This window comes from Hydrocarboniphaga sp. FW305-C-57, assembly GCF_058783045.1.
In genome coordinates this window covers 80,208-104,262 of the sequence record NZ_JBYSYG010000005.1, presented here as the reverse complement: position 1 = coordinate 104,262, position 24,055 = coordinate 80,208, and the positions used below count along the sequence as shown (strand labels likewise).

Annotated in this window: 24 protein-coding genes; 1 reads left to right on the top strand and 23 read right to left on the bottom strand. The window is 66.0% G+C overall.

What is annotated here, in order from left to right:
- Positions 1 to 17: 17 nt before the first annotated feature.
- From AC3WUM_RS11945 to AC3WUM_RS11875, 15 genes are all read right to left on the bottom strand, one after another.
- Positions 18 to 1,487 (bottom strand): TolC family protein, encoded by a 1,470-nt coding sequence (locus AC3WUM_RS11945; RefSeq protein ID WP_492410535.1) that lies wholly within the window; start codon positions 1,485 to 1,487, stop codon positions 18 to 20.
- A 205-nt stretch (positions 1,488 to 1,692) separates the two neighbouring features.
- A complete protein-coding gene (locus AC3WUM_RS11940; protein ID WP_492410534.1) occupies positions 1,693 to 2,934 on the bottom strand; it encodes a molybdopterin molybdotransferase MoeA in 1,242 nt (413 codons plus the stop codon).
- Between the two features lie 4 nt (positions 2,935 to 2,938).
- Positions 2,939 to 3,871 (bottom strand): bifunctional molybdenum cofactor biosynthesis protein MoaC/MoaB, encoded by a 933-nt coding sequence (gene moaCB, locus AC3WUM_RS11935; protein WP_492410533.1) that lies wholly within the window; start codon positions 3,869 to 3,871, stop codon positions 2,939 to 2,941.
- Positions 3,871 to 4,380, bottom strand: a complete 510-nt coding sequence (locus AC3WUM_RS11930) for a molybdenum cofactor biosynthesis protein MoaE (protein WP_492410532.1) — start codon at positions 4,378 to 4,380, stop codon at positions 3,871 to 3,873. Before AC3WUM_RS11930 ends, moaCB begins: the two co-directional genes overlap by 1 nt.
- Before the next feature lie 27 nt (positions 4,381 to 4,407).
- Positions 4,408 to 4,650: a MoaD/ThiS family protein gene (locus AC3WUM_RS11925; RefSeq protein WP_492410531.1), complete on the bottom strand. Its 243-nt coding sequence runs from the start codon at positions 4,648 to 4,650 to the stop codon at positions 4,408 to 4,410.
- A gap of 712 nt (positions 4,651 to 5,362) precedes the next feature.
- A complete protein-coding gene (gene moaA, locus AC3WUM_RS11920; protein ID WP_492410530.1) occupies positions 5,363 to 6,364 on the bottom strand; it encodes a GTP 3',8-cyclase MoaA in 1,002 nt (333 codons plus the stop codon).
- Complete coding sequence (gene mobA / locus AC3WUM_RS11915; protein WP_492410529.1) at positions 6,357 to 6,965, bottom strand: molybdenum cofactor guanylyltransferase; 609 nt, start codon at positions 6,963 to 6,965, stop codon at positions 6,357 to 6,359. The genes moaA and mobA overlap by 8 nt, the downstream gene beginning before the upstream one ends.
- A 69-nt stretch (positions 6,966 to 7,034) precedes the next feature.
- Positions 7,035 to 9,767, bottom strand: coding sequence for a molybdopterin-dependent oxidoreductase (locus AC3WUM_RS11910; protein WP_492410528.1), 2,733 nt, complete (start codon positions 9,765 to 9,767; stop codon positions 7,035 to 7,037).
- A 2-nt stretch (positions 9,768 to 9,769) separates the two neighbouring features.
- On the bottom strand, positions 9,770 to 11,017 hold the full coding sequence (locus tag AC3WUM_RS11905; RefSeq protein ID WP_492410527.1) for an NAD(P)/FAD-dependent oxidoreductase: 1,248 nt from the start codon (positions 11,015 to 11,017) through the stop codon (positions 9,770 to 9,772).
- Positions 11,018 to 11,021: 4 nt separating this feature from the next.
- Positions 11,022 to 11,390 carry a nitrite reductase small subunit NirD gene (nirD, locus tag AC3WUM_RS11900; protein WP_007183329.1) on the bottom strand — a complete coding sequence of 123 codons (369 nt, stop codon included), beginning with the start codon at positions 11,388 to 11,390 and terminating at the stop codon, positions 11,022 to 11,024.
- A gap of 46 nt (positions 11,391 to 11,436) precedes the next feature.
- On the bottom strand, positions 11,437 to 14,004 hold the full coding sequence (gene nirB, locus AC3WUM_RS11895; RefSeq protein ID WP_374679591.1) for a nitrite reductase large subunit NirB: 2,568 nt from the start codon (positions 14,002 to 14,004) through the stop codon (positions 11,437 to 11,439).
- A 77-nt stretch (positions 14,005 to 14,081) separates the two neighbouring features.
- A complete protein-coding gene (locus AC3WUM_RS11890) occupies positions 14,082 to 15,425 on the bottom strand; it encodes an MFS transporter (protein ID WP_492410526.1) in 1,344 nt (447 codons plus the stop codon).
- A gap of 488 nt (positions 15,426 to 15,913) precedes the next feature.
- Complete coding sequence (locus AC3WUM_RS11885; protein ID WP_341919342.1) at positions 15,914 to 16,867, bottom strand: FAD:protein FMN transferase; 954 nt, start codon at positions 16,865 to 16,867, stop codon at positions 15,914 to 15,916.
- Between the two features lie 87 nt (positions 16,868 to 16,954).
- On the bottom strand, positions 16,955 to 17,848 hold the full coding sequence (locus tag AC3WUM_RS11880) for a PepSY domain-containing protein (protein WP_341919344.1): 894 nt from the start codon (positions 17,846 to 17,848) through the stop codon (positions 16,955 to 16,957).
- 42 nt (positions 17,849 to 17,890) lie between these two features.
- Positions 17,891 to 18,364 (bottom strand): FMN-binding protein, encoded by a 474-nt coding sequence (locus tag AC3WUM_RS11875; protein ID WP_341919346.1) that lies wholly within the window; start codon positions 18,362 to 18,364, stop codon positions 17,891 to 17,893.
- Here AC3WUM_RS11875 and AC3WUM_RS11870 point away from each other — a divergent pair.
- Complete coding sequence (locus tag AC3WUM_RS11870) at positions 18,363 to 18,554, top strand: hypothetical protein (protein WP_341919348.1); 192 nt, start codon at positions 18,363 to 18,365, stop codon at positions 18,552 to 18,554. The genes AC3WUM_RS11875 and AC3WUM_RS11870 overlap by 2 nt on opposite strands.
- Positions 18,555 to 18,715: 161 nt before the next feature.
- Here AC3WUM_RS11870 and AC3WUM_RS11865 read toward each other — a convergent pair whose 3' ends face one another.
- From AC3WUM_RS11865 to AC3WUM_RS11830, 8 genes are all read right to left on the bottom strand, one after another.
- Positions 18,716 to 19,186, bottom strand: coding sequence for a group I truncated hemoglobin (locus AC3WUM_RS11865; RefSeq protein WP_492410525.1), 471 nt, complete (start codon positions 19,184 to 19,186; stop codon positions 18,716 to 18,718).
- 57 nt (positions 19,187 to 19,243) lie between these two features.
- The gene (locus tag AC3WUM_RS11860; RefSeq protein ID WP_492410524.1) at positions 19,244 to 20,320 is read right to left on the bottom strand and encodes a DUF3034 family protein; all 1,077 of its coding nucleotides are present in this window, start codon (positions 20,318 to 20,320) and stop codon (positions 19,244 to 19,246) included.
- Positions 20,321 to 20,656: 336 nt separating this feature from the next.
- The gene (locus tag AC3WUM_RS11855; RefSeq protein ID WP_492410523.1) at positions 20,657 to 20,812 is read right to left on the bottom strand and encodes a hypothetical protein; all 156 of its coding nucleotides are present in this window, start codon (positions 20,810 to 20,812) and stop codon (positions 20,657 to 20,659) included.
- Positions 20,813 to 20,846: 34 nt separating this feature from the next.
- Entirely contained in the window at positions 20,847 to 21,848 is a 1,002-nt protein-coding gene (locus AC3WUM_RS11850; RefSeq protein WP_007183309.1) for an AgmX/PglI C-terminal domain-containing protein, read from the bottom strand.
- Positions 21,849 to 21,986: 138 nt separating this feature from the next.
- On the bottom strand, positions 21,987 to 22,493 hold the full coding sequence (locus tag AC3WUM_RS11845; protein WP_492410522.1) for an ExbD/TolR family protein: 507 nt from the start codon (positions 22,491 to 22,493) through the stop codon (positions 21,987 to 21,989).
- A complete protein-coding gene (locus AC3WUM_RS11840; protein ID WP_492410521.1) occupies positions 22,490 to 23,071 on the bottom strand; it encodes an ExbD/TolR family protein in 582 nt (193 codons plus the stop codon). The genes AC3WUM_RS11845 and AC3WUM_RS11840 overlap by 4 nt, the downstream gene beginning before the upstream one ends.
- 7 nt (positions 23,072 to 23,078) lie before the next feature.
- Complete coding sequence (locus AC3WUM_RS11835) at positions 23,079 to 23,711, bottom strand: MotA/TolQ/ExbB proton channel family protein (RefSeq protein WP_492410520.1); 633 nt, start codon at positions 23,709 to 23,711, stop codon at positions 23,079 to 23,081.
- A gap of 74 nt (positions 23,712 to 23,785) precedes the next feature.
- Positions 23,786 to 24,055 carry a hypothetical protein gene (locus AC3WUM_RS11830; RefSeq protein ID WP_492410519.1) on the bottom strand — a complete coding sequence of 90 codons (270 nt, stop codon included), beginning with the start codon at positions 24,053 to 24,055 and terminating at the stop codon, positions 23,786 to 23,788.

The following is a 24,055-nucleotide window of genomic DNA, read 5'->3' as shown; positions in this document are numbered from 1 at the left end:
TGCGCCGCGCAGCGAAATTACGGCGCGGAGTCCGACGCCGGCGCCGGCGCGCTCGCGCCGGTGTCGTAGCCTTCGTCGCCGACCGGCTGGAACGAGGTCTGCGCGGGCCAGCCGGGCTCGGGGAACTTGAGCAGCAGCTCGACGCGCGACATGTCCTCGCGGCCGAGCACGCCGGCCGCGGCCTTGAGCTGCACGAGCGCGAGCAGGTAACTCAGGCGCTCGCGCGCGTAGTCGCGCTCGGCGCCGTAGCGCTTGCGGACGCTCTCGAGCCAGTCGGCGGTGGTTGCGGTGCCGACGTCGAGGCCGACGCGCGTGGTGCGCTCGGCATCGAGCGCGGCTTCGATCGCGCGCTTGCGCGCATCGATCTGCCGGTACGAGGACACCGCCGCCATGTAGGCCTGCTGCACGCCGGATTTGATCTTGAGCTCGGTGCTGCGCGCCTTGGCTTCGGCGATTTCGACTTGCGATTCGGCCTTGGCGATGTTGGCCGACAGCGCGCCGCTCGTGAAGATCGGCAGCTTCACTTCCACGCCGATGCGTTCATCGAGATCGGTGCGCGCGCCCGAGACGCCGCCGTCCGCATCGAACCACACGCGGCTGCCGACGATGTCGACTTTCGGCAAGCGTGCACCCTTGGCGAGATCGACGCCGAGCTGCGCCGCCTCGACGCCTTTCTTGGACGCCGCGATCGCCGCGCGCTTGTCGAGCGCGGTCTTGATCCAGGTATCGAGATCGGACGGATTCAGCAGCGGCAGCGGCGTTTGCCCCATCAGCACGCCGATGCGCTTGAACTCGCCGCCGACGGTCAGCGCGAGCTTGAGCCGCGCGGCTTCGACCGCGTTCTCGCCGTCGATCTTGTTGGCCTCGGCGCTGGCCCGAGCGGCACGCACGAGCGCGACGTCGGAATCCTTCACGAGGCCGAAGCGCTGGCGGTTCTCGATCTGGCGCAGCTGCTCGTCGGTGGCGAAGAACTCGGCGTAATGCGCGCGCAGGGTTTCGAGCTTGTCGGCGACGTTGAGGTACTCCTGCGCCACCTGCACGGCGACGCCGGCCTCGGTTTCGGAAAGTGCGAGCTCGGCCCCGTCGATGCCGACGCGGGCCAGGTCGACCGCACCGAGCAGGTCGGGGCGATACACACCCTGCGAGAGCCCGACGCCATAGCCGTAGCGATTGAACTTGTCCGAGCGGTCGAGATCGGCGATGCCGAAGTAATCGCCGTCGACCGACTGATGCGTGTAGTCGTAATCGCCCTTGATGCCGAGCTGCGGAAATTGAGCGGCCCGCGCAGTGTCGTAACTGCGCTTGGCGGCATCGATGGTCGCGTTGGCCGCGTTGATGTCCGGCGACAGGCCGCGTGCCCGCGCATAAGCGGCGCCGAAGCGCAGATCGCCCAGGTTGCCGTCCTGGGCGAAGGTGGAATTCGTCGACAACAGCAGCGCGTTGCACAACACGACGCTGACGCCCCATGCGAGCTTGCGCAGACCCACTATCGGCTCCCCCGAGAACAAGCGCTTTCCAAGACTCGCCGCGACCCACGTTGCGAGCTTTCTTTATAACAGCAGCGGCCGGACTTTACGGGAGCCAGCCGACCTCGTCCATGCGAATGAACGATTGCTTACGAAGCGGCCTCGATTTTTCCGCCGGCAGCTTTTGCGATGTGCGAAACGGCTTACACGCCGCGCTTCCGCGGGTCTACAGCATCGTCCATTCGACCATTTGTCCCAGCGCGCAATGACCGTCGGCCTGCGGCGGAATCCGCACGAGCACGGCCGCTTGAGCCAGGTTGCTGAGCATGTGCGAGGCCTGCTTGGGCAGCGGTTGCAGCAGGCTGGTGCCGGCGTCGTCGATCCGGTGCTGCATGCGCAGCCAGAAGGTCTTGGCGGTCTCCGCACGTACCGGGCTCGCGAGCTTGCCGCGATGCCAGGCGATCGCCGCGTTGCGGCCTTCGAGCCGGGCGAGCGCCGGGCGCACGTAGACCAGCAGGTTGACGAGCACCGAAGCCGGATTGCCGGGCAGGCCGAACAGCGTCGAGCGTCCGCGCGCCGCCACGTAGAGCGGCATGCCGGGCTTTTGCGCCACTTTCCAGAACAGGGTCTTCGCTCCGCTCTGCACGGCCGCTTTCGGCACGTGATCGTGATCGCCCACCGAAACGCCGCCGGTGGTGATGACGACATCGAAGTTCGCAAACGATTCGTCGAGCACCTCGTGAACGGTGTCGAAGTCGTCGCGCACGTAGCGAAGCTGCACGTCGGCGTAGCCCCATTGCGCGAGATAGGCGCGCAGCAGCGGGCCGTTGGCGTCGGCGATCTGCCCCGGTGCGAGCGCGGCGCCGGGTTCGGCGACTTCGTCGCCGGTCACGAGCACAGCGATGCGCGGCTTGCGCCAGGTGTTCACGCGGCTGACGCCCGCCATCGCGATCGCACCGAGCAAGCCCGGCGTGATCAAGGCGCCGGGCTCGGCGACGGTGTCGCCGATCCGGAGTTCTTCGCCTTGCAGGCGAATGTCGGTGCCGATGGCGAGCGCTTCGAGCACGCGCACGCGGTTAGCCTCGCGCTGCGTGAGTTCCTGGCGAACGACGGTATCGGCCGCATCGGGCAGCCAGCCGCCCGTGAAGATGCGCGCTGCGGTCCCCGGCGTGAGCACGGGTGCAGCGGCGCGGGCCGCCGCGGCAATTTCGCTCGCGACCGGAAGCTCGCACGGAATGGCCTGCAAGTCCGCATGACGCACTGCGTAGCCGTCGACCGCGCTCTGGCGGAACGGCGGCAGGTCGAGCGTCGAGCGGATCGGCTCGGCGAGCACGCGACCGAGCGCGGCCTGCAGCGGCAGCGCTTCGGGTTCGAGCGTCTGCAGCGGATCGAGCACGCGTGCGAGCGCCTCGTCGACGCCGAGCATGTCGGCCTTCATGCCGGCCACGATCGAGGCTCTTTCGAGCATGAATTCATTGATAGCCGCCTTCGTGCGCGACCGAATGCTGCGCGCGATAAACCTCGATCAGGTGCACGAGTCCCGGCAGCACCGCGGCGAGCGTTTCTTCCGCGCCCTTGCGCGAGCCCGGAAACGTCGCGACGAAGCTGGCGCCCGCAACACCCGCGATGCCGCGCGAGAGCATCGCGTAGGGCGTGCGAGCCTGGCCGAACGCGCGAGCGGTTTCCATGAAGCCGGGCAGGTCGGTGTCGATGAGGCCCTGCAAGGCTTCGATGGTCTTGTCGCGCGGCCCCAGGCCGGTGCCGCCGACGGTGATGATGCACTCGACCTTTTCGCCGACCCAGTGCTGCACGCGTTCGCGCAGCAGCGCCGGCTCGTCGGGCAGCACTTCGTAGCTGGCGATGTCGAAGCCCGCGCGTTCGAGGCCATCGCGCACCGAAGCGCCGGCGGTGTCCGGCTTGTCGCCCGCCGCGACGGTGTCCGACAGCACGATGATCGTGGCGCGGCCGACGCGCGTCTTGCGGTTGTACTGCGTCTTGCCGCCTTTTTTCTGCGCGAGCCGGATGTCACCCATGCGCATCGCTTCGGCCGGCGCATGCGGCTTGAGCATGTCGTAGGCGCACAGCAGGGCGATGTTCACTGCGGTGAGCGCTTCCATCTCGACGCCGGTCGAGGCGATCGTGCGCACCAGCGCTTTCACATGCAGGCCATCGTCGCGCGTGGTGACGTCGATGCTCGCATCGAGCACCGCGAGCGGATGGCAATGCGGCAGCAGCTCCCAGGTCTTCTTGAGGCCCATCAGGCCGGCGATGCGCGAGCATTCGGCGACGTCGCCTTTCTTGACTTCGCCGTTGCGGACCATCGCGACCGTTTCGGACGGCAGGAACAGCATGCCTTCGGCGATCGCGCTGCGCAGCGTCGTCGGCTTGAGCGTGATGTCCTGCATCAGTGATGTCCTTCTTTGGCGGTTGCCGCGGCGGCGAGCTGCTTCAGGTGTTCCGGCGGCTCATGGCCTTCGGCGATGCAGCATCCCTGCACGAACGACGAAGTGCCGTCGGGATAGAACTCCTCCTTCCAGATCGGCGCGCGATGCTTGGTCGAGTCGACCGCGTAGCGCAGCGCGGCGAAGGCTTCGGCGCGATGCGGCGAACGCACGATCGCGTAGATCGCCACTTCGCCGATGCCGAGTTTGCCGATGCGATGCACGATGCGGCACTCGGGCACCTTGAACTGCTCGATGGTTTCGCGCTCGATCTGCTCGATGATCTTTTCGCAGAGCGGCGCATGCGCGGTGTAGATCAGGTGCGTGACCGCGCGGCCTTCGTGGTGGTTGCGCACGGTGCCGGCGAACAGCGCCATCGCGCCGCATTCCTCGCGTTCGGTGGTCGCGAGCAGCGGGGCGAGGTCGAGGGCATCGGTCTGGATGCGGGCCAGGCTCAGGGTTTCGAATTTCATTGCTTTGTGTTCCTCATCAGTCGCCGGTCAGCCACCCGAAACCGGGGGCAGGACGGAGAGTTCGTCGCCTTCGCGCAGCGGGTGATGCAAGGGGACGAGGTCGGCGCCGATGGCGTAGGCGCAGCGTGGGAGTTCGCCTGCGAGTGCGGCGTCGGTGCTCAGGGCGTCGACTGCGTTTGCGACGGTGGCATTTTCGGCGAGCGTTAGCGGCCGGCGTTCGCTTCCGGCGAGGCGGGCGGTGATGCCCCAGAACTGGATCGTGATCTGCATTTCGTTGTTATGGCTGTCGCTCAGTGCTTGTTGTGCTCTGAGATTTTTGACCTCGCTGGTCGGGCCTTACTTCTCTTTGCTCGTGCAAAGAAAGTACGCAAAGAAAGCACGCCCCGAAGTCCGCGCCCGTTCGACGGCTGCGCCGACGAACGGGTAGCCGGCTGGAGCGACGTGCTCGGGGTCGCTTCGACGCGACATCCGTGTCGCGACGAAGCTCTGGCGGCCGTCGTGGCCGCCAGACCCACTGCGCGCGCCGCCCCAGCCGGCGCTGCCAGGGGTTGAACGTCAACAGCTACTGCCGGCTCGCTGCGTTTCACCGCTGACTCGAGATGATCTGGAGTGCGGCTTGCCTTGCCCTCTCCCGCTTGCGGGAGAGGGTGGCGCGATAGCGCCGGGTGAGGGACCCAGGTTGGATTCGCAGCGTTGTCGCCGGCGAAATCACCCGCCGCTTGTCCTCTCTCCCGCTTGCGGGAGAGAGTCCCGCCGAAGGCGGGGAGAGAGGGTTCGTCTGAAAAATGCGCGCCTTTTCCGGGCCGCCCCTCTCCCGGTCCTTCGGACCACCCTCTCCCGCAAGCGGGAGAGGGGACAATCGACAGCAATCGCAGTTTTCGCTCGATGCGCACGCAAAGAAAGTAAGATCCGACCGGCGAGGTCAAGAAGCTGTGAGAGCCCAGCAGGCTCATCGCGAAACCGCAGCCGCGACGGCAATCACCTACCCACCCAGCCGATGCATCGTGATCGGCCGCTCCACATACCCGCGCGGTGCCGCGAACCCGGACTCCTTCTTCCACACCGTCGTCCGGATGCGCTCCGCGATCGCCGCATCGCCAGCGCCTTCGCGCAGCAACTCGCGCAGGCTCGTGCCCTGGCTCGAGAACAGGCACGGAAACAATTCTCCGGTCGCCGTCAGCCGCACGCGATCGCAGCTGCCGCAGAACGGATTGGAAACCGTGGTGATGATGCCGAGCCGATGCTGCCCGCCGACCACGTATTCGGTCGCCGGATCACTGCCGCGCGCGAGCTTCTCGACACGCCCGAAACGAGCGCCGATGCGCGCGAGGATCTCGTCCTCGGTGACGACGCGGTCGCGGCTCCATTGCTGGGCGTTGTCGAGCGGCATGAATTCGATGAAGCGCAACTCGAGCGCCTGCTCGAAAGCCCAGCCGGCGAGCGCTTCGATCTCGCCGTCGTTGTAGCCGCGAATGACCACCGCATTGAGCTTGAACGGAATGCCGGCCGCTCGCGTCGCGGCGATGCCGTCGAGCACAGGTTGCAGCGGACCGCGCGTGAGCTTTTCGAACAGTGCCGGATCGCGCGCGTCGATGCTGATGTTCAGATCGTCGAGTCCGGCGTCGCGCAGCGGCTGCGCGAGTTCGACCAGGCGCGTGGCGTTGCTCGTCATCGAGATGCGCTTGAGGCCGCTGTCGCGCAGGGCCTGAAGCTCACCGACGAGCGTGTCGACGCCGCGGCGCAGCGTCGGTTCGCCGCCGGTCAGGCGGATGTTGGTGATGCCGAGCGTCTGCACGAACAGGCGCGACATCTGTGCGAGCTCCTCGATCGTCAGCAGCTCCTTGCGCGGCAGCCATTGCGGATGCTCGGGCATGCAGTAGGCGCAGCGCAGGTTGCAGCGGTCGGTCAGCGAGAGCCGCAGCTTGCGCTTGCGCCGGCCGTGCTGGTCGACCAGTTGTTGAGGCTCGCGGAAACCGTCAGCCATGAGCCGGATTCCCGCAGGCCAGGTTTTGCGCATAGCGATTCAGCGCGAGCGGATCGTTGACGTTGGCGAGCACGCCATCGCTGCGCAAGTAGGCCGTGCGATGGCGCGCCTGCCAGTCCTTCACCGAATGGCGCCCGCTGCCGAGCAGGAAGCGTTCGAGATCGGGCGCCAGCGCGCAGCGCGTGAGGCTGACGGTCGGGTGCACGCCGTCGTCGCCTTCGAGCACGACGATGTCGGCCTGCGTGGCCTGCTGTTGCGCGAACAGGCGTTCGGGCAGCGCATCGGGGAGGGCCAGCGCATCGCAGGGCAGGCTCAGCAGCCAGTCGGTGGTCGCGGTTTCGAGCAGGCGTAGCAGGCCGGCGAGCGGACCGGCGCCGAGGCGATCGCTCAGCACCGGCACGCCAAGCGCCGCATAGCGATCGAGATGGCGGTTCGCCGAGATGCGCAGTTCGCTGGCCAGTGGCCGCAGGTGATCGAGCGTGATCTCGATGAACGCCCGGCCGTCGTGTTCGAGCCAGCCCTTGTCGAGCCCGCCGAAGCGACGCCCCTCGCCACCGGCGAGGACGCCTCCGCTGAAGTTGGGCAGGTTGGCTGGACTCATGGCCCCATTCTAATGAAATCGGACGGGGCCAAACCGGCTCGAAAAGGCCGATTCGGCTTTCCAGGCCATTCAGCTTGCGGTGCCGGCAGCCTTCGCCCCGACCTGGGTCTTCGACAGGATCTTCTTGAGCTCGGGCACGCAGGAGCCGCAATTGGTGCCGCACTTGAGCAGCTCGCCGAGCCTGACCACGCTGTCCGCCTGTCCCGATTCGATCGCCGCGACGATGCGCTTCTGGCCGACGCCGAAGCAGGAGCAGATCGTCGCGCCCTCGTCGGGGCCGGCGGCAAGCGGCTCGCCCGCGAGCAGGCCGATGCGCGCTTCGTCGTCGAGCCGCTCGGCCGCGAACAGGCTGGCGAGCCAGTTGCGCGCGGGCAGGTCGGGCTGCGGCGAGACGAACAGCACGGCCTCGATGCGGCCGTCGATCACGTGGGCGGCGCGGTAGAGGCCCGAGGCTCCGTCGATGTATTCGAGCCAGTCCGCCTCGCCCGAGGCGCCGAGCAGCATGCGGCCGAACTCCGGCCAGGGCAGGCCCGCCGCATCGCCCGCGAGCTCATAGCGCGTGAAGCTCGCCCCGGTCACGCGCGTCCACCAGGCCAGATGCCGGATCGCGAGCGGCTTGCGGCTCAGGATGAAGCCGTGCCAGGCCGGCACGAAAGCCTCGACCCTGGCCGGCGTGTGCTTGAACTCGGGCTCGCCCGAAACCGGATCGACGACCGGGTTCACGAGCGCGCCGACGCGCGCGTCGGAGGCGAACTGCGCGTTCCAGTGGATCGGCACGAACAGGCTGCCGCGCGCGTGCTCGTCGGCGACCACGGCACGGCCGACCAGGCTGCCCCAGCGCGTCGACACGCGGGCCAGCGAGCCGTGCGCGATGCCGGCGGCTTCGGCGTCGGCCGGATTCAGTTCGACGAAGGGCTCCGGAATGTGCGACGACAGCGTCGCCGACAGGCCGGTGCGCGTCATCGTGTGCCAGTGGTCGCGCACGCGGCCGGTGTTGAGCACCAGCGGGTAGTCGGCATCGACGGCGTTGGCCGGCGCGCGCGCGGGCGTGGGGACGAAGCGGGCGAGGCCGTCGGCGTGATAGAAGCGGCCGTCGGCGAATGCCTGCAGATGCCGCGCATCGGCCGCCGTGCGCGGTACCGGCCAGCGCAGCGGAGCGAGCGCGTCGTAGGCATGCGCGTCGAGTCCGGCGAGGCCGCCGATGTCGAAGTAGCGCGCACCCTCGTTCTCGAAGGCCGACAGGCGCGCGTGCTCGTCGAAGATCTCGTGCACGGCCCGGTACGGGAACTGCGCCGCATGGCCCCAGCGCCGCGCGACTTCGCTGAGCATCCACCAGTCCGGCCGTGCCTCGCCGAGCGGCGGCACGAAGGCGCGCTGGCGCGAGATGCAGCGCTCGGAATTGGTGACGGTGCCGTCCTTCTCGCCCCAGCCCTGCGCGGGCAGCAGCAGGTGCGCGTAGGCGGTGGTGTCGGTTTCGGCCATCACGTCGGAGACGATCACGAGCTCGCATTTGTCGAGCGCGCGCTTGACCTGGTCGGCGTCGGGCAGGCTCACGACCGGATTGGTCGCCATGATCCAGACGGCCTTGATCTCGCCGCTCTCGATCGCCTTGAACAGCTCGACGGCCTTCAGCCCCGCGCGGCTCGCGATCGCCGGGCTTTGCCAGAAGCGCTGCACCAGCTCGCGGTGCTCTTCGCGCTCGAGGTCCATGTGCGAGGCGAGCATGTTGGCCAGGCCGCCGACCTCGCGTCCGCCCATCGCATTGGGCTGGCCGGTCAGCGAAAACGGCCCGGCGCCGGGCTTGCCGATGCGGCCCGTGAGCAGGTGGCAGTTGATGATGCTGTTGACCTTGTCGGTGCCGGCCGAGGACTGGTTCACGCCCATCGAGAAACAGGTGATGACGCGCTCGGTGGAAGCGAACAGCGCGTAGAAGCGCTCGAGCGCCTCGACCTCGAGGCCGCAATCGGCGGCGATGTCGGCGAGCGAGGCGTCGCAGTCGGCCGCGGCGAGGGTTTCGTCGAGGCCCAGCGTGCTGCGCTCGACGAAGGCCGTGTCGGTGAGTCCGAGACGGTGCAGATGCGCGAGCAGGCCGTTGAACAGGCGCACGTCGCTGCCGGCGCGCAGGCCCAGGTGCAGGTCGGCCATTTCGGTGCTCGCGGTCTTGCGCGGATCGAGCACCACGATCTTCATCTGCGGCCGCGCCTCGCGCGCGCGCAGCATGCGCTGGAACAGGATCGGATGGCACCAGGCCGTATTCGAGCCGACGAGCACGACCAGATCGCAGCGATCGAGGTCGTCGTAGGCCACCGGCACGATGTCTTCGCCGAAGGCGCGCTTGTGCCCGGCGACCGCCGAGGACATGCAGAGCCGCGAGTTGGTATCGATGTTGGCGGTGCCGACGAAGCCTTTCACGAGCTTGTTGGCGACGTAGTAGTCCTCGGTCAGCAACTGGCCCGAGACGTACCAGGCCACCGATTCGGGGCCGTGCGTGTCGATGATGCGCCGCAGCTCACCGGCCGCGTGGTCGAGCGCCGCGTCCCAGCTCAGGCGCTGCAAGGGCTGGCCGGGCGACTGCTTGTCGCGCAGCTGCGGATGCAGCAGGCGGCCCTGCGGAACCACCGTGTCGCCGAGCGCAGAGCCCTTCACGCACAGACGCCCGGCGTTGGTCGGATGCTGCGGGTCGCCCGCGACGCGCACGAGCTTGCCGGACGGCGTCGCCTCGACGCCGCAGCCGGTGCCGCAATACGGGCACGTGGTCTTGATCGGCGCGGAAGCCGGCATGGGCAAATCGCCTTCCGCCATGGTCACGCCGCCAGCGGCGCCGCGGCCGCCTCGCAGTAGCGTTGCCCGAACAGCAGCTTGCGGCGCATCGGGGCGATGTCGACCGCGTTCTTCATGAGGTCGAGATACCAGGGGCCGTCCTTGACGTCGCCGTACAGCACGGCGCCGACGATGGTGTTGCCCTTGACGACGATGCGCTTGTAGACGCCGCGCCGCGGATCGCGCAGCACGAGGTCTTCGGTCTCGGCGTTGCCGATGAAATCGCCGGCCGAGAACAGGTCGATGCCGGTGACCTTGAGCTTGGTCGACACCGTCGAGCCCGGATAGCGCTTGTGGCCGAGCCCGGCCAGATGCGCGGCGCAGACGCGCGCCTGCTCCCACAGCGGGGCGACGAGACCGTAGACGGCCTTGCGATGCTCCACGCATTCGCCGACCGCGTAGATGCGCGGATCAGACAGCGTCTGCAGCGTGTCGTCGACGACGATCGCGCGTTCGCAGTGCAAGCCCGAAGCCTTGGCCAGATCGATGTTCGGACGGATGCCGGCCGCCATCACCACGAGATCGGTTTCGACTTCGCGGCCGTCCTTGAAGCGGATGCCGGTGACGCGCTGGCTGCCGAGGATCTCGGTGGTGCCGGCTTCCATCAGAAACTTCAGGCCACGCGCCTCGAGCGCCGCGCGCAGCAGGCTCGCAGCCGGCTTGTCGAGCTGGCGTTCCATGAGGCTGTCCATGACGTGCACGACGGTCACGTCCATGCCGTTGCGCGCCAGTCCGTTTGCGCATTCGAGGCCGAGCAGGCCGCCGCCGATGACCACGGCGCGCCTGTAGCTGCGCGAGGTTTCGAGCATCGCCTCGACGTCGTGAATGTCGCGAAACGCCACCACGCCGGGCAGCTGATGACCGGGCACCGGAATCACGAAGGGCTTGGAGCCCGTTGCGATCAGCAGGCGATCGTACGGAACGTCGATGCCCTTTTTCGAGGTGACGATGCGGCGCAGGCGATCGATCTTCACGACCGGATCGCCCGCATGGAGCTGGATGCCGCGGTCGGTGTACCAGGCGCGATCGTTGAGCATGATGTCGCCGATGGTCTTCTCACCGGCGAGCACGGGCGACAGCAGGATGCGGTTGTAGTTGCCGTGAGGCTCGGCCCCGAAGACCGTGATGCTGTACTGCTCCGGGTCGAACTTCAGCAGCTCCTCCACCGTCCGCATGCCCGCCATGCCGTTGCCGATCACGACCAGGTGCAGCTTGGGTCGGATATCGTTCACGGCGCTAAACGGCTACCCAGACTTGCCCATCTTCGACGCGAACCGCATACGCGCGGACCGGCGTCGCCGGCTCTTCGAGGCATTCGCCGGTGACCAGGTCGTAATGGTGCTTGTAGATCGGCGAGGCGACGACGATGCGACCGCCGAGCGAACCGGTAAGGCCGCGCGACAGCACGTTGGCGTCGGATTGCGGATCGAAGTTGTCGATCGCGTAGAACTGGTCGGAGCCGTCGCGCTGGCGCACGCGGAATACCGCGATCTGCCGGTCGTCGACGAGGGCCGCGACGCCGAGGTTCGGCACGATGTCGCCGGGGGCGCAGATCGCGTGCCAGGTGGTTGCAGAGAGAGTGGAGTCGGGAGCGCTGCCGTCCATGATGTGTTTTCGTTCTGAGGCTGGAGAGGTCATACGGCCGTTTCGGTCACTCGGATTCCACGGCGGACTCGACGGCCAGGGCGATGCCCTTGAACGTCCGCGGCTCGCCTTTCTCCTCGAGACGCGCCGGACGGATCTGGCCGCGCTCCTTCACGAACTTCACATTGCTGTCGGTGGCCTTGCTGTTGACGAAGGTGCGGAAGCGCTTGAGCGTCTCCGGTGTTTCGATCGCGGTCTTCCACTCATCCTGATAAGTGTTGGCGACGTGCTGCATCTCGGCCTCGAGCTCGGCGCAGATGCCGAGCTTGTCGTCGATGATCACGCTCTTGAGGTAATCGAGCCCGCCTTCCATGTTGTCGCGCCAGGTGCTCGTGCGCTGCAGGCGATCCGCGGTGCGGATGTAGAACATCAGGAAGCGGTCGATGTACTGGATCAGCGTCTTGTCGTCGAGGTCGCCCGCGAGCAGTTCGGCGTGGCGCGGCTTCATGCCGCCGTTGCCGCAGACGTAGAGGTTCCAGCCCTTCTCGGTGGCGATGACGCCGAAGTCCTTGCTCTGCGCCTCGGCGCATTCGCGCGTGCAGCCCGAGACCGCGGACTTGAGCTTGTGCGGAGAGCGCAGGCCCTTGTAGCGATGCTCGATCAGCAGCGCCATGCTCACCGAATCGAGCATGCCGTAGCGGCACCAGGTGCTGCCCACGCAGCTCTTCACGGTGCGCAGCGACTTGCCGTAGGCGTGCCCCGATTCGAAGCCGGCATCGGTGAGCTCCTTCCAGATCAGCGGCAGCTCGTGCACCTGCGCGCCGAACATGTCGATGCGCTGGCCACCCGTGATCTTGGTGTAGAGCCCGTACTTCTTCGCCACCTGGCCGATCACGATCAGTCCCTCGGGCGTGATCTCGCCGGCGGCGACGCGCGGCACGATCGAATAGGTGCCGTCCTTCTGGATGTTGCCGAGGTAGTAGTCGTTGGAGTCCTGCACCATCGCGTGCTGCTGCTTGAGCACGAACTCATTCCAGCATGACGCGAGGATCGAGCCGATGGTCGGCTTGCAGATGTCGCAGCCCAGGCCGCTGCCGTGCTTGTCGAGCATCTCGTCGAAGCTCTGGATCTTCTGCACGCGGATCAGGTGGTAGAGCTCCTGGCGCGAATACGCAAAGTGCTCGCAGAGATGGTTGTTGACGGCCACGCCCTGCTTCTTGAGCTCGGCCTTGAGCAGTTGCGTCATCAGCGGCACGCAGCCGCCGCAGGACGTACCGGCTTTCGTGCAGCTCTTGAGCGCGCCGATGCTGTGCTGGCCGTCGGCGACGGCCGCGCAGAGCTCGCCCTTGCTGACGTTGTTGCACGAGCAGATCTGCGCGGTGTCGGGCAGCGCGTCGACGCCGATGCCGGCCGGCGCCTTGCCGTCCGAGCTCGGCAGGATCAGGAATTCCGGGTGCTCGGGCAGCGCCATGTTGTTGAGCATCATCTGCAGCAGCGTGCCGTATTCGGTGGCATCGCCGACCAGCACCGCGCCGATCACGGCCTTGCCGTCCTCGGAGGTCACGAGCTTCTTGTAGATCTGCTTGCGCTCGTCGGTGAACACGTAGTTGCGTGCGCCCGGGATGGCGCTGTGCGCATCGCCGATGCTCGCGACGTCGACGCCCATGAGCTTGAGCTTGGTGCTCATGTCGGCGCCGTTGAACTCGGCGGCCGTTCCGCTGAGATGCTGGGCGACGACGCGCGCCATTTCGTAGCCGGGCGCGACGAGGCCGAAGATGCGGCCGTTCCAGAGCGCGCATTCGCCGATCGCGTAGATGTCCGGGTCGCTCGTCAGGCAATGCTTGTCGACCACGATGCCACCGCGTTCGCCGGTGGCGAGGCCGCTCTTGCGCGCGAGTTCGTCGCGCGGGCGGATGCCGGCCGAGAACACGATCATGTCGGTTTCGAGCTGGCTGCCGTCGGCGAACTTCATCGCGTGGCGACCGCCGATGCCCATGCCGGCGCCATCGACGATCTCGAGCGTGTTGCGCTGCGTGTGCACGTCCACGCCGAGTTCTTCGATCTTCTTGCGCAGCACGCGGCCGCCGCCTTCGTCGACCTGCACGGCCATCAGGCGCGGGGCGAACTCGACGACATGCGTCTTCAGGCCCATGTCCTTGAGCGCCTTGGCGCATTCGAGGCCGAGCAGGCCGCCGCCGACGACCACGCCGATCTTCGAGCGCGAGCCCCAATCGGTCATCGCCTCGAGGTCTTCGATGGTGCGATAGACCAGACAACCCGGACGATCGCGGCCCGGAACCGGCGGCACGAACGCGTACGAACCCGTCGCGAGCACGAGCTTGTCGTAGGTGATGCGCTCGCCGCCCGAGGTGATGACGACCTTGGCTTCGCGGTCGATGCTCGTGGCCTTGGCGTTGAGCTTGAGCAGCAGGCCTTCCTGGTCGAAGAAGCCCGGCGCCACGAGCGACAGATCATCGGCCGTCGAGCCGCTGAAGTAGGACGACAGGTGCACGCGATCGTAAGCCGGACGCGGCTCTTCGCAGATCACGGTGATGTCGTGGGGGCCGGGCTGTGCGGTCAGCAGTTCGAGCAGCTTGTGCCCGACCATGCCGTTGCCGATGACGACGAGTTTCATGGCTGGTGAATTTCCTGAGTTTCTTTGAATGACCTTGGTTTTTTCGAACCTGGGTTATGTCCTGGCCGCGCGTCGTCTCAACCGACGGCGAGGCTGCGTTCGCGCACGGCCTGTTGGTACAGCTCTTCTTCCTGCGTCTTGTGTTCCTGGGAGAAGCGCACGGCGATCGCGCAGAGCGAGGTCAGCGTGACGACGATGCCGAGGATGAACAGGCAGTCCTGCGTGTTGGCGCTCGCTTTCATGAGGAAGCCCGCCGCCACCGCGCCGACGTTGCCGCCCGCGCCGATGATGCCGGCCACGCCGCCGAGCGCCTTACGATCGATGAAGGGCGTCAGCGCGTAGGTGGCGCCGCAGGCCATGTGCGTGCACAGGCCGAAGCTCAGCATCGCGATCACCGCGAGCGCCACCGACTGCGCATGCGAGAACCACAAAAGGCCCAGGCCTTCGCCGACGATCAGCACGAACAGCCAGAGGCTGCGGCCGTCGAGGCCCTTGGCGCGGGCAATGCGATCCGAGACGATGCCGCCGAGCGCGCGAGCGAACAGGGCCAGCAGGCCGAAGCTGCCGGCCGCCAGGCCCGCGGTTTTCAGCGTCAGGCCGAAGCTGTCGACGTAGTAGCTCGCGACGATGTTGTGGATGAAAATCTCGACGCCGAAGCAGGCGCCGTAGGTCAGGAACAGCATCCACACGCGATAGTTCTTGCAGGCGCGCACGAAGCTGTCGCGCGCCACTTTCTTGCCGGTGTCGGGAATCAGGCCGCTCGCGCGCAGCGTGGCGAAATCGCCGGCCGGGCTGTCCTGCGTGAACTTCCAGTACGCCCAGGCCGTGATCAGCATGAGCACGCCCGGCACCAGCAGCGCGAGGCGCCAGCCCAGCGCCTGCTCGACGCCGAGCAGCACGATCGCGGCGAGGATCAGCGGCATCAGCGCCTGCGTCGCGCCACCGCCCGAGTTGCCCCAGCCGGCGCTCGCCGCGTTGGCGGTGCCGACCACGTTCGGCGCGAACATCACCGAGGTGTGGTACTGCGTGATCACGAAGCTCGCGCCGATCGCGCCGATCAGCAGGCGGAAGAACAGGAAGCTGCCGTAGCTCTGCGCGGCGGCGACGCCGAACACCGGAATCGCGCCGAGGATCAGCAGGCCGACATAGGTGCGGCGCGGGCCGTAGCGATCGCAGAGCGGCCCGACGATCAGGCGAATCAGGATCGTCACCGCGACCGCGGCGATGTTGATGTTGGCGATCTGGTCCTTGCTCAGACCGAACTCGCCCTTGATGACCGGCATCAGCGGCGCGCAGGCGAACCACGCGAAGAAGCAGACGAAGAACGCCACCCAGCTCATGTGGAAGGCGCGCATCTGCGGCGTGGAAAAGCTGAACAGCTTGATCGATGTCGCTTTGGAAGAGGTGCTGGAAATCGTCATGGAAGTCGGATCGATGAGGCGGTCGCTACTGCTGGGAGTGGACCGGGGTTGCGAACAGAAAGACCGGCGGGCGCAGGAAAGGGGAGTCAACCCGCCGGTGAAGAACCGTGATGCAGGGCGCGACCGTGTCTTTGCGCCAGGCGCGTGGGAGCGCCATCGGGAAGTCCCTTGCCAGATGCCTGCGAAGCAGGCTCGAAAACGTGGATCACGGTCATCTCCTGCGAAACAAGAAAAACAAAAAGGCGTCCACCCGTCGGCGGATGAACCGCCGGGGATGGACGCCTTTGTCCAAATACGATCTATGTTCGTGTGTGCACGCTTGCCGGCTCGATCCGGTGAAGCCCGTGCCACCTGCGCTAGTGCCTCGTTGCCCAAGGCAGCTGCCTTCATTGGCCGCCACCGGTTTCTGCGAAACCTGCGCAGCCTTGGTTCAGCAATATTCACGCCACCGGCCAATGCCGGCTGCGCGAGCGAATCGTCCCGCGCCGCTAGAGAATCGACCAGCTCACGCCGGGCTCGGGCTGCAGGCGCGCGGCCAGCGCCGGCGTGACCGTGATCGCCCCATGCGCGTCGACCGCGAGCACCTGATCGATGCCGAGCTTCGCTGCGAGTTCGGGCCAGGCTTGCGGGCCGGCGACGAACAGGGCCGCCCCACCGGCTTCCGCGAGTGTTCCATCACGGTGCACGACGGTCAGCGAGCGCAGCTCGCTCGTGCACTGGCCGTTGCGCGGATCGATGATGTGCGCATAGCGCTTTCCCTCGTGGATGAAGTAGCGCTGATCGTCTCCATGGGTGTTGATCGATTCGTCGCGCGCATCGAGAACGGCGATCAATTCTGGTGCATCGGGATCGTCGCCGGGCATCAGCGGGCGGCGAATGCCGATGCGCCAGGATCGTTCGCGGCGCTGGCCGCGCACGGCGACGTTGCCGCCCGCGTCGATGGTCGCATCGACGAAGCCCTCGAAGGCAAGCAGATCGAGCGCCTGATCGACGATGTAGCCCTTGCCGATGCCGCCGAAATCCCAGCCGACGCCCGGAGCCGGACCGTAGCGCTCGGCGCCCGGCTGATACGCGGGCGCTCGAGCGAGCGCCTGCAGCAAGGCCGCGGCCTCGTCGGCCGGCGGTGGTTCGCTGCGAATGCGTTCGACGCTGTCGAAGCCCCACAGGTGCACGAGCGAGGCGATGCGCGGTTCGAACAGTCCGCCGCTGGCTTCGCGCAGTTGCCAGGCGCGATCGAACAGCGGGCGCAGCGAGGGCGGAATGGCGGGGACCATGCCGGCCGCGAGCTCGCGATTGAATTCGGCGAGCGCTCCGTAGCCCCAGGCCCAGCCGTCGTGGCCGAAGTTGCGCAGCAGGATCTTGAGCTCGGTCATCGCGCGCTTGACGCTGCGGAACTGGCCCCGCCGCTGCGGGGCCAGTGTGACCGTGATCTCCGTGCCCATCGCCAGAAAGTTTCTTCTGACGAGAGGAGGAGGACCGAACAATTTGACGACCATGGGCTACCTGCGGGTGGCCGTCGTTGGGGGTGATCAGCGTCGAGCGGCTTTACGCTGCTGGTTGGTGCGCCAGATGATCCAGACGCCGGTGATGCTCAGCGCCATCGAGGCCAGGCCGACGAAGTTGATCAGCCAGGCTCCACCGATACCAAAGATACGGCCGCTGTGCGCATCGACGAGCACGTGTTCGAGCGTGACCGACGGCAGCGAGAACGGCATCGCCGCGTTGCGCTGGGCTTCGGGCAGATCGACCGGCGCGGCCCACTCGACCGGCGAGTTCACGGGCAGCTTTTCCCAGCCGAGGCCATCGCTGGTCACGTAGGCGTCGAGGTCCTGGATCACGACCTTGGACGGATTGCCCGGGATGGTGCCGATGCGGCGCACCTGTGGAGCCGGCAGCGTGTAGCCGCTCATCTCGTCGACCAGATCGCCGCTCGGTGACAGCACGACGACGCGTTCGGGCTCGGCGACGAACAGCAGCGGCTTGTCGGCCGTGCCGGCGACCGCCAGGCCGAGCTGGTGGCTGATGCGCGTCGTCAGCGGCTTGCCGTCGAGCATCGTCGCGTCCTGCGCTTCCGCGAGCCAGTGTCCGCCGACGTTGTAGCCCTTGGTCGGAGGCTCGGGGTGCAGGCCGTACAGCGACATCACCCAGCTCGCGGTGATCGGCTTGGTGTCGTAGCCCCAATCCGCGCTCTGGTTGATCAGAAAGCCGCTGAAACCGAGCCAGCCCATGAACACGAAGGCGAACAATCCGATGCGCTTGTGCCAGGTGCGCAGCGTCATGCTCAGGTTGGGCTTGGCTCTGACTTGCGTGTGCTGCCGGCGCGAAGAAAGAGCCCGCTCGCTGAAATGCCGCAGGCGTCCGACCACGCCTCTGGGCTTGGACGGTTGCGGGGTAGGGGGCTTGGGCGAAGTCATGGTGGACATGTCAGTAGGACCGGTTCGATGAGGTCTTACCAGCACTCAGTCTCAGGCCGGAACCGACGCGTCCAGCGCCAGCGCGACACGGGCCATGCGCTTCATCAGGTTGACCGAATAGGTCGCACCCGAAATGTTGTCGACGTTCTTGTCGATGCCGGCGCCTGCGGGCTTGGCGCCCACGAACTGCTGAAGAAAGCCCGCGGTGCCGATCTGGTCCCCGCGCGATTCGCGATAGATCAGCACGCTGGCCGATTCGATGGCGCCACCCTTCACGACGAAGCCGCAGGTGGTGTCGAGATAGCCGGCCTTGCCGATCTCATCGAAGATCCAGACCGTGCGGCCGTTGGCGCGCCAGTAGCGCAGGCGCTGCGGCAGCGGCTTGAGCATGTCGCCGCTCTTGCCGGCGGTATCGGCGACTTGCGGAGGCGGGACCTGCCCGCCGAAGACACCCGAGAGATATTCCTCGGGCTTGGTGTTGTATTTCCAGAACTTCTCGATGCCTTCGGCGGCACGAGCACTCATGGACACGAAGCTGACGACCGGAAACGAGAGGCCGGCGACGACCATCGAACGACGCACCGCGGAATGTCCGGTGGCGGACTTGCGCGAGCCGATGGAGAAGAGGTTCCTGAAGGTCGATTTCATTTCTGTATTTCCTCTGAGAGGTATCGTGGTGCTGAGCTACAGCAAGAATTGCGACATCGAATGGTGAAGCGGTGAAGCACGGAACACATTTAAGAGCGGGATCAAGCAGAACGACATAGACACGAACAGGACGAATCGGAGGCCAGGCTGCCCCGGCCCCCGATTCGTGAACGCTAACGGCTGACTGACGCTTTCTTCGACAAGACGGCTATCGTAAAGAGAGCGGCTTTAGCGGGTGACGATGTCAGCCGTGAACGGCGCCAGCGCGTTGATGAGCTGGTTGCAGGTGTGGTACTTGATCACGTTGCGTTCGCAGGCGTTGTAAGCCGCTTCCACCACCGCGTTGAACTGCGTCATGGTGATGCCGAGATCGGCGTGAGCCGCGCTCATGCTGGCGCCCTGATACTCGTTCGGGCCACCGAGCACCATCGTTTCGAGCTGCGTGTTGAGGAAGATCTGGCGTTCGGGGTTGCCGAATTCGCGGAAGATCGGCGCGATGCGGTTGTCGAGCATGATGTAGTAGAACAGGCTCTCGACCCAGGCGCGCACGCCCTCGCGGCCACCGAATTCCTCGAGCGACGAAGCCGGAATGCCCATGATCGGGCTGGTCGGATTCTCGCCCGCAAACGACGGTGCGGACGACAGCGCGGCGATCGACAGCGCAGCGCCAGCGAACAACTTCTTGGTGAAAACTTTCATGACAATCTCCATCAGATTAAAGGTGCAATGAAGCTGCTGGATGCACTTTTAGACTTGTTAGAACGTGGCGTGCAGGGAGAAGTAAAGGCCGTTTTGCTGGGATGCGACCGCGATGTCACCGAGGAACAGGTAGGCAAACGTCAACGAATAGTTCTTGTTCGGTGCATAGGCGAAGAAGAAGTCGTACCAGTCCGACTCATTCTGAGCGAGCGTGTTCTTCAGGCCAGTTGCTCCTGCCAATCCACCGACCAGGTTCGCAACCACGTCACTGACTAGATTGCCATCCGGGTCCGTTGCCAGCAGGCCGCCCGTGTCGACGATCTTGCCCTTCTGCTTGTTGCCGTGCTGCTGGTACTCGCCACCGATCGCAAAATTTTTCTGCAGAAGATAAGCCGTCGAGAACTCGACGCGGAACTCTTTGTCGCTATCGCAGTTCGAGTGGCCCTGATCGCACCCGCCGAAGCCGGTCAGGCCGATTTGGTTTGCTGCGGTGTAGCGAACGGTTAGGTTGGCCAGCGTGCTATAGCGAAAGAACACCTTGGTGAACGCCAAGTAGGCTTCCCAGTCCTTGGACTTGTCGGCGTTCAGAGTGCGGACGAACTCAGGTGTAGTGTTCTTTTTGTAGAGAAAGCCGATGGCGGTTTGCGGAATGAAGCTGTCTGAGGTGTAGACCGCGTCGCCGAACAAGCGCAACTTGGCGCCATAAGTGTCCATTTGCAGCTTGCTGCCGTTCGGGCTTAGGCCCAGGTTGCCGGCCAGACCCAAGACATCCGCCACCATTGCAACCGTGTTGACGTTCGACAGGTCGGTCGTCAGCTTGGTATTAACGTACGAGAGTTCGAAACGATCGTAGAAGCCGATCGAACCACCAATCCAGTTGATGTCATAGTTCGGCAGACGCACATACGTGAAGCCTGCGCCACCATTGATTCCGTCACGGCTTTCATAACCGGTGATCGTCGCCCACGGAACCGCACCACCACCGCCCGCGCCATCGACCGTGAACACGCCGCCGGTCAGGAACACCTTGCCGTCGTTGTAAAGACCCGCCCAGGAGCCCGTGGAAAACAAGCTCAACGCCGCGAACGCCGCCGACTTGATCCAACGAGATCCATTTGCCTTCGACCCTTTCATGCCTCAACTCCCTCTATTGGTTGCGTTACTGCTTGTTGGATGAAAAGCCTCCGCCTCCGGAGCACTTCTCGTTCGTACCGCACAGCGACAGGACGTTCTGCTCGTTTTCCTTCGGCTCCCCACGCGATGCCTTGCGTTCGTCGCCTCGGAACATCTTTCGGATCCCAAAAGCAAAAAAGTCCACGTGCTGGCCCCGTGACAAGGAGGGAGGCCAAAACGTGGACTTCGGTATCCGGTAGATCGAGCGTCTTTGCTCGAAAACAACACGCGTTATCGTTGCGTGCCTGTCATACAGCAATCAGCATGCCAATACATGACCGCTGACTCAGTTTGCGTTCAGCTGCTCGGTTTCTGAACGCAGCAATCGGCCTCGGGGCGGGTCACCAGCATCGGAACCAGCTTGCTGAACGCATAGACGCAAGCGCTCGCGATGGCGACGAGCACCAGACTGGCGATCAGAAGATCGCGAAGAAGCCGGAAACGCGCTTGCATCGATGAGGTCTCGCTGGACTCGGACGCGCCTGGCTTACGGCGGCAGATACGCCAGGGGGTAATTCGGGTAGACGAAGACGCCAACGTTCTTCGCGCCGAAATTCATCAGGCGCACGCGCTGGAGAATTTTCTCTTCGAGCTCCGGATCGCCGAAGCTGCTCGATACCAGTGCGCAATCGGACACCGAGCCATCCGCCTGGATCGTCAGGCGCATCACGATGGTGCCGGCGCCCATGTTTGGATTGCTGCGCGCCGCACGATTGAACAGCGCGAAGAAGGCGGTCTTGTTGCGATCGAAAACGAGCTGGATTTCTTGCGGGGTGCGCGTAGCCGCCGGGCCAGCGCCCGAACCCGCGCCGGCCGCGCTGCCCCCACCGTTGCCGCGACCATATCCGATGCCGCTTTGCACGGCTTCTGTGCGACGCGAGCCCAAACGGGTGCCGGCGTCGTTTCCGGCGATGCCGTTGGTGTTCGTCCCGCCGCCGCTGCGGGAAGCGGCCGCTCCGGCGATCGAAGCGCCCAGCGCCGAGGTGCTGGCGGCCGAGCGCGGATTCGGTGCATCGCTCGTCAGCAGCGCCTGATTCGCGGCCTCCAGCGCATCATCGGTGCGCATGGCCGACAGGCGATCGTTGAACTGCATGATGCCGGAGCGGCTTGCGAGTTCGCGGGCCGCATTCGGCGCGGCTGCGGCTTGCGAGGCCTGTTCCGCTGGCTTGGGCTTTTCGGCCGGCGTGGTCGGAAGCGGCTTGGTTTCGGCGCGCGCCTGCTTGGCCGGCTCGGCTTTGGGCTCGGGTTTTTCTTCGGGCTGCGGCTGCACCTTCGGCAGTTCGGGTTCGGGCAGCACGATGAGTTCGGCGACCGGCGTGATGACTTCCTGCTCCGCGATCTCGAAGTGCAGCCACGGAATCACGATCGCGCAGACCGCCACCGGCACCAGCACGCGGCCGACGATGCGCCTGAATTTGCGATCGCTTTCCTGGGCGATGCCCCAGGAGTCGAGTCCGAGGGGTTGGTTATGGAAGGTGGCGGCGGTCATAGGATGGGTACGGTTGTGCTGGCTGGCGTCATCCAGACGTGAGGGACAAGCCGCGATGGCGAAGCTGGCTCAAGTCGGCAGCTCCCTCACCCTCGGTCCCTCTCCCGCAGGGAGAGGGAGGCAAAGCGAGATCGGGCTTCACAAGCTGCTGCCTTTCTTCTCGACGACAGCGAGCGAGATGCGAGCGAAGCGCGTGTCGGTGCAGGTGGCCATCACTTTCTTGAGCAGGCGATAGGGGATGGACTTGTCGGCGACGATGTTGACTTCTCCGCGGGTGAGGCGGTTCTGGGCATCGCCTTCGACCTGCATGAGCGGGGCGAGCAGCAGGGCGGACTTGAGCGGGGCGAGCAGCTTGACGTCGGCGGCCAGCGCCTGAGCGGTCGACATCACCGGCTGGTTGTCGACCAGGATGCTGTCGGGCGTGACGACGATGGTGACCGACAGCCGCGGCTGATCCTTGATCACCGACTCGGGCAGCGTGAGCGAGCGCGGGCTCGGAATCACTTCCACCACCAGCGCGTTGACGAGCAGGTAGAAGACCAGCATCGCGAAGATGTCGATCAGCGAGACGATGTTGATGACCACCGTCTGGCCCTTGCGGCGAACGGCGCGCTCGGTGCGGCGATCTCTCCGACGCGAACTCATGGTGCAGCCCCTGGCGAAACCGGCGTCGTCCCCTGCGCATCGCCGAGCGAGATCAGCGGATACAGCTCGCGCGGCAGGCCCAGGTTGCGCGCCTCGGCCGGCGTCAGGCGCGCCGCGTCCATGACCTTCACGACATCGTCGTAGGGCACATCGGGCGCCACCAGCAGCGTCAGGCTGTTCTCCGACGGTGCCGCCTTCTTGGTTTCGACGAGCACTTCGGAGAGCGCCTGGATGTTGTAGCCGGCCGGCGTGTTGTCGAGCCGACGGATCGCACCGTTGCGGTCCGACACCACCATCGCGCCCGGAATCAGGCTCACCGTCAGCTGCAGCGGCAGCTTCTCGGGCGGCGTGGCCGCATCGTTCGACGGCAGGTTCAGCGACAGCACGTTCAGGCGCGCCGCGGCGATCGACGAACTCACGAGCAGGAAGAACACCAGCACCGCGAAGACGTCGATCATCGAGACGATGTTGAGCTCCTCGTTGCCGCCGCGCTTCAAATGCCGCTCGAGCCGGCGCGTGCGCCGGGCCTTGCGGGGCGCCTGGTCTTCTTCGTTGTCGAGAATGACCGGAGTCGTCATGACCAACTCAGCGGCGCTTGCAGACGGCGGAGACGAAGCGCGAGCAGACCGACTCGAGCGTGTCGATGAGCTCGGTGGTGCGGCTGCTGAGCCAGGCGTGGGCGAGCAGCGACGGAATGGCGACCATCAGGCCGAAGGCCGTGCAGTTCATGGCCTCGGAAATGCCGGCGGAGAGCAGATCGGCCTTCTCGGCCGGGTCGGCGTTGCCGAGCGCGGCGAAGGCGCCGATGAGGCCGAGCACGGTGCCGAGCAGGCCGAGCAGGGTCGACATGTTCGAGAAGGTGCCGAGATAGTGCGTGCGGCGCTCGATGGCGGGCAGCACTTCCATGAGGCCTTCCTCGGTGGCGATCTCGACCTCCGAGCGCCGGTTGTCGACGCGGGCCTGGGCGAAGCCGGTGGTCAGCAGCTTGCCGACGGCGGTGTCGGAGGTGCTGGCCAGGCGCTCGGCTTCGTTGAGGTCGCCGGCCTTGAGCAGCGGGGCGATCTTCGCCCACAGGCTGCGATTCTCACGTTCGGTGCGACCCAGAAAGATCACCCGCTCCACGCCCACGGCCAGCGCCAGCGCCAGCACCAGCGCGATGGGATACATGAATGCGCCGCCAGCCTGGAAAAAACGGATGACGTGGTTGAACAACTCCATGTTTAGCGAGACCTCGGTTGTGGTTGAAGAATGTGCAAGAGCATTCGCGATGCGCGCTCCGATCCGCTGGCGCCTCAGCGTGGATCGACGCCCGACCGGCGGAACGCGGAGATGGTCTGTTGTGTGCGCACGCGGCTCTTGAGCTCGGCGGCGTCGATCTTCTCGGCGCCCGGCTCGAGCAGCAGCGGCGGGCGGTCCATTTCGACCGGGCTTTCTTCCTGCCAGGGCGTGATCGTGAGGCCGAGCGCGGCTTCCTCGTCGCCGATGATGCGCGTGCCGATGGCGTCGTCCGCCGCCTGGACGACTGCCATGGAACCCAGGCCGATGACCGCGGCGAGGAGCAT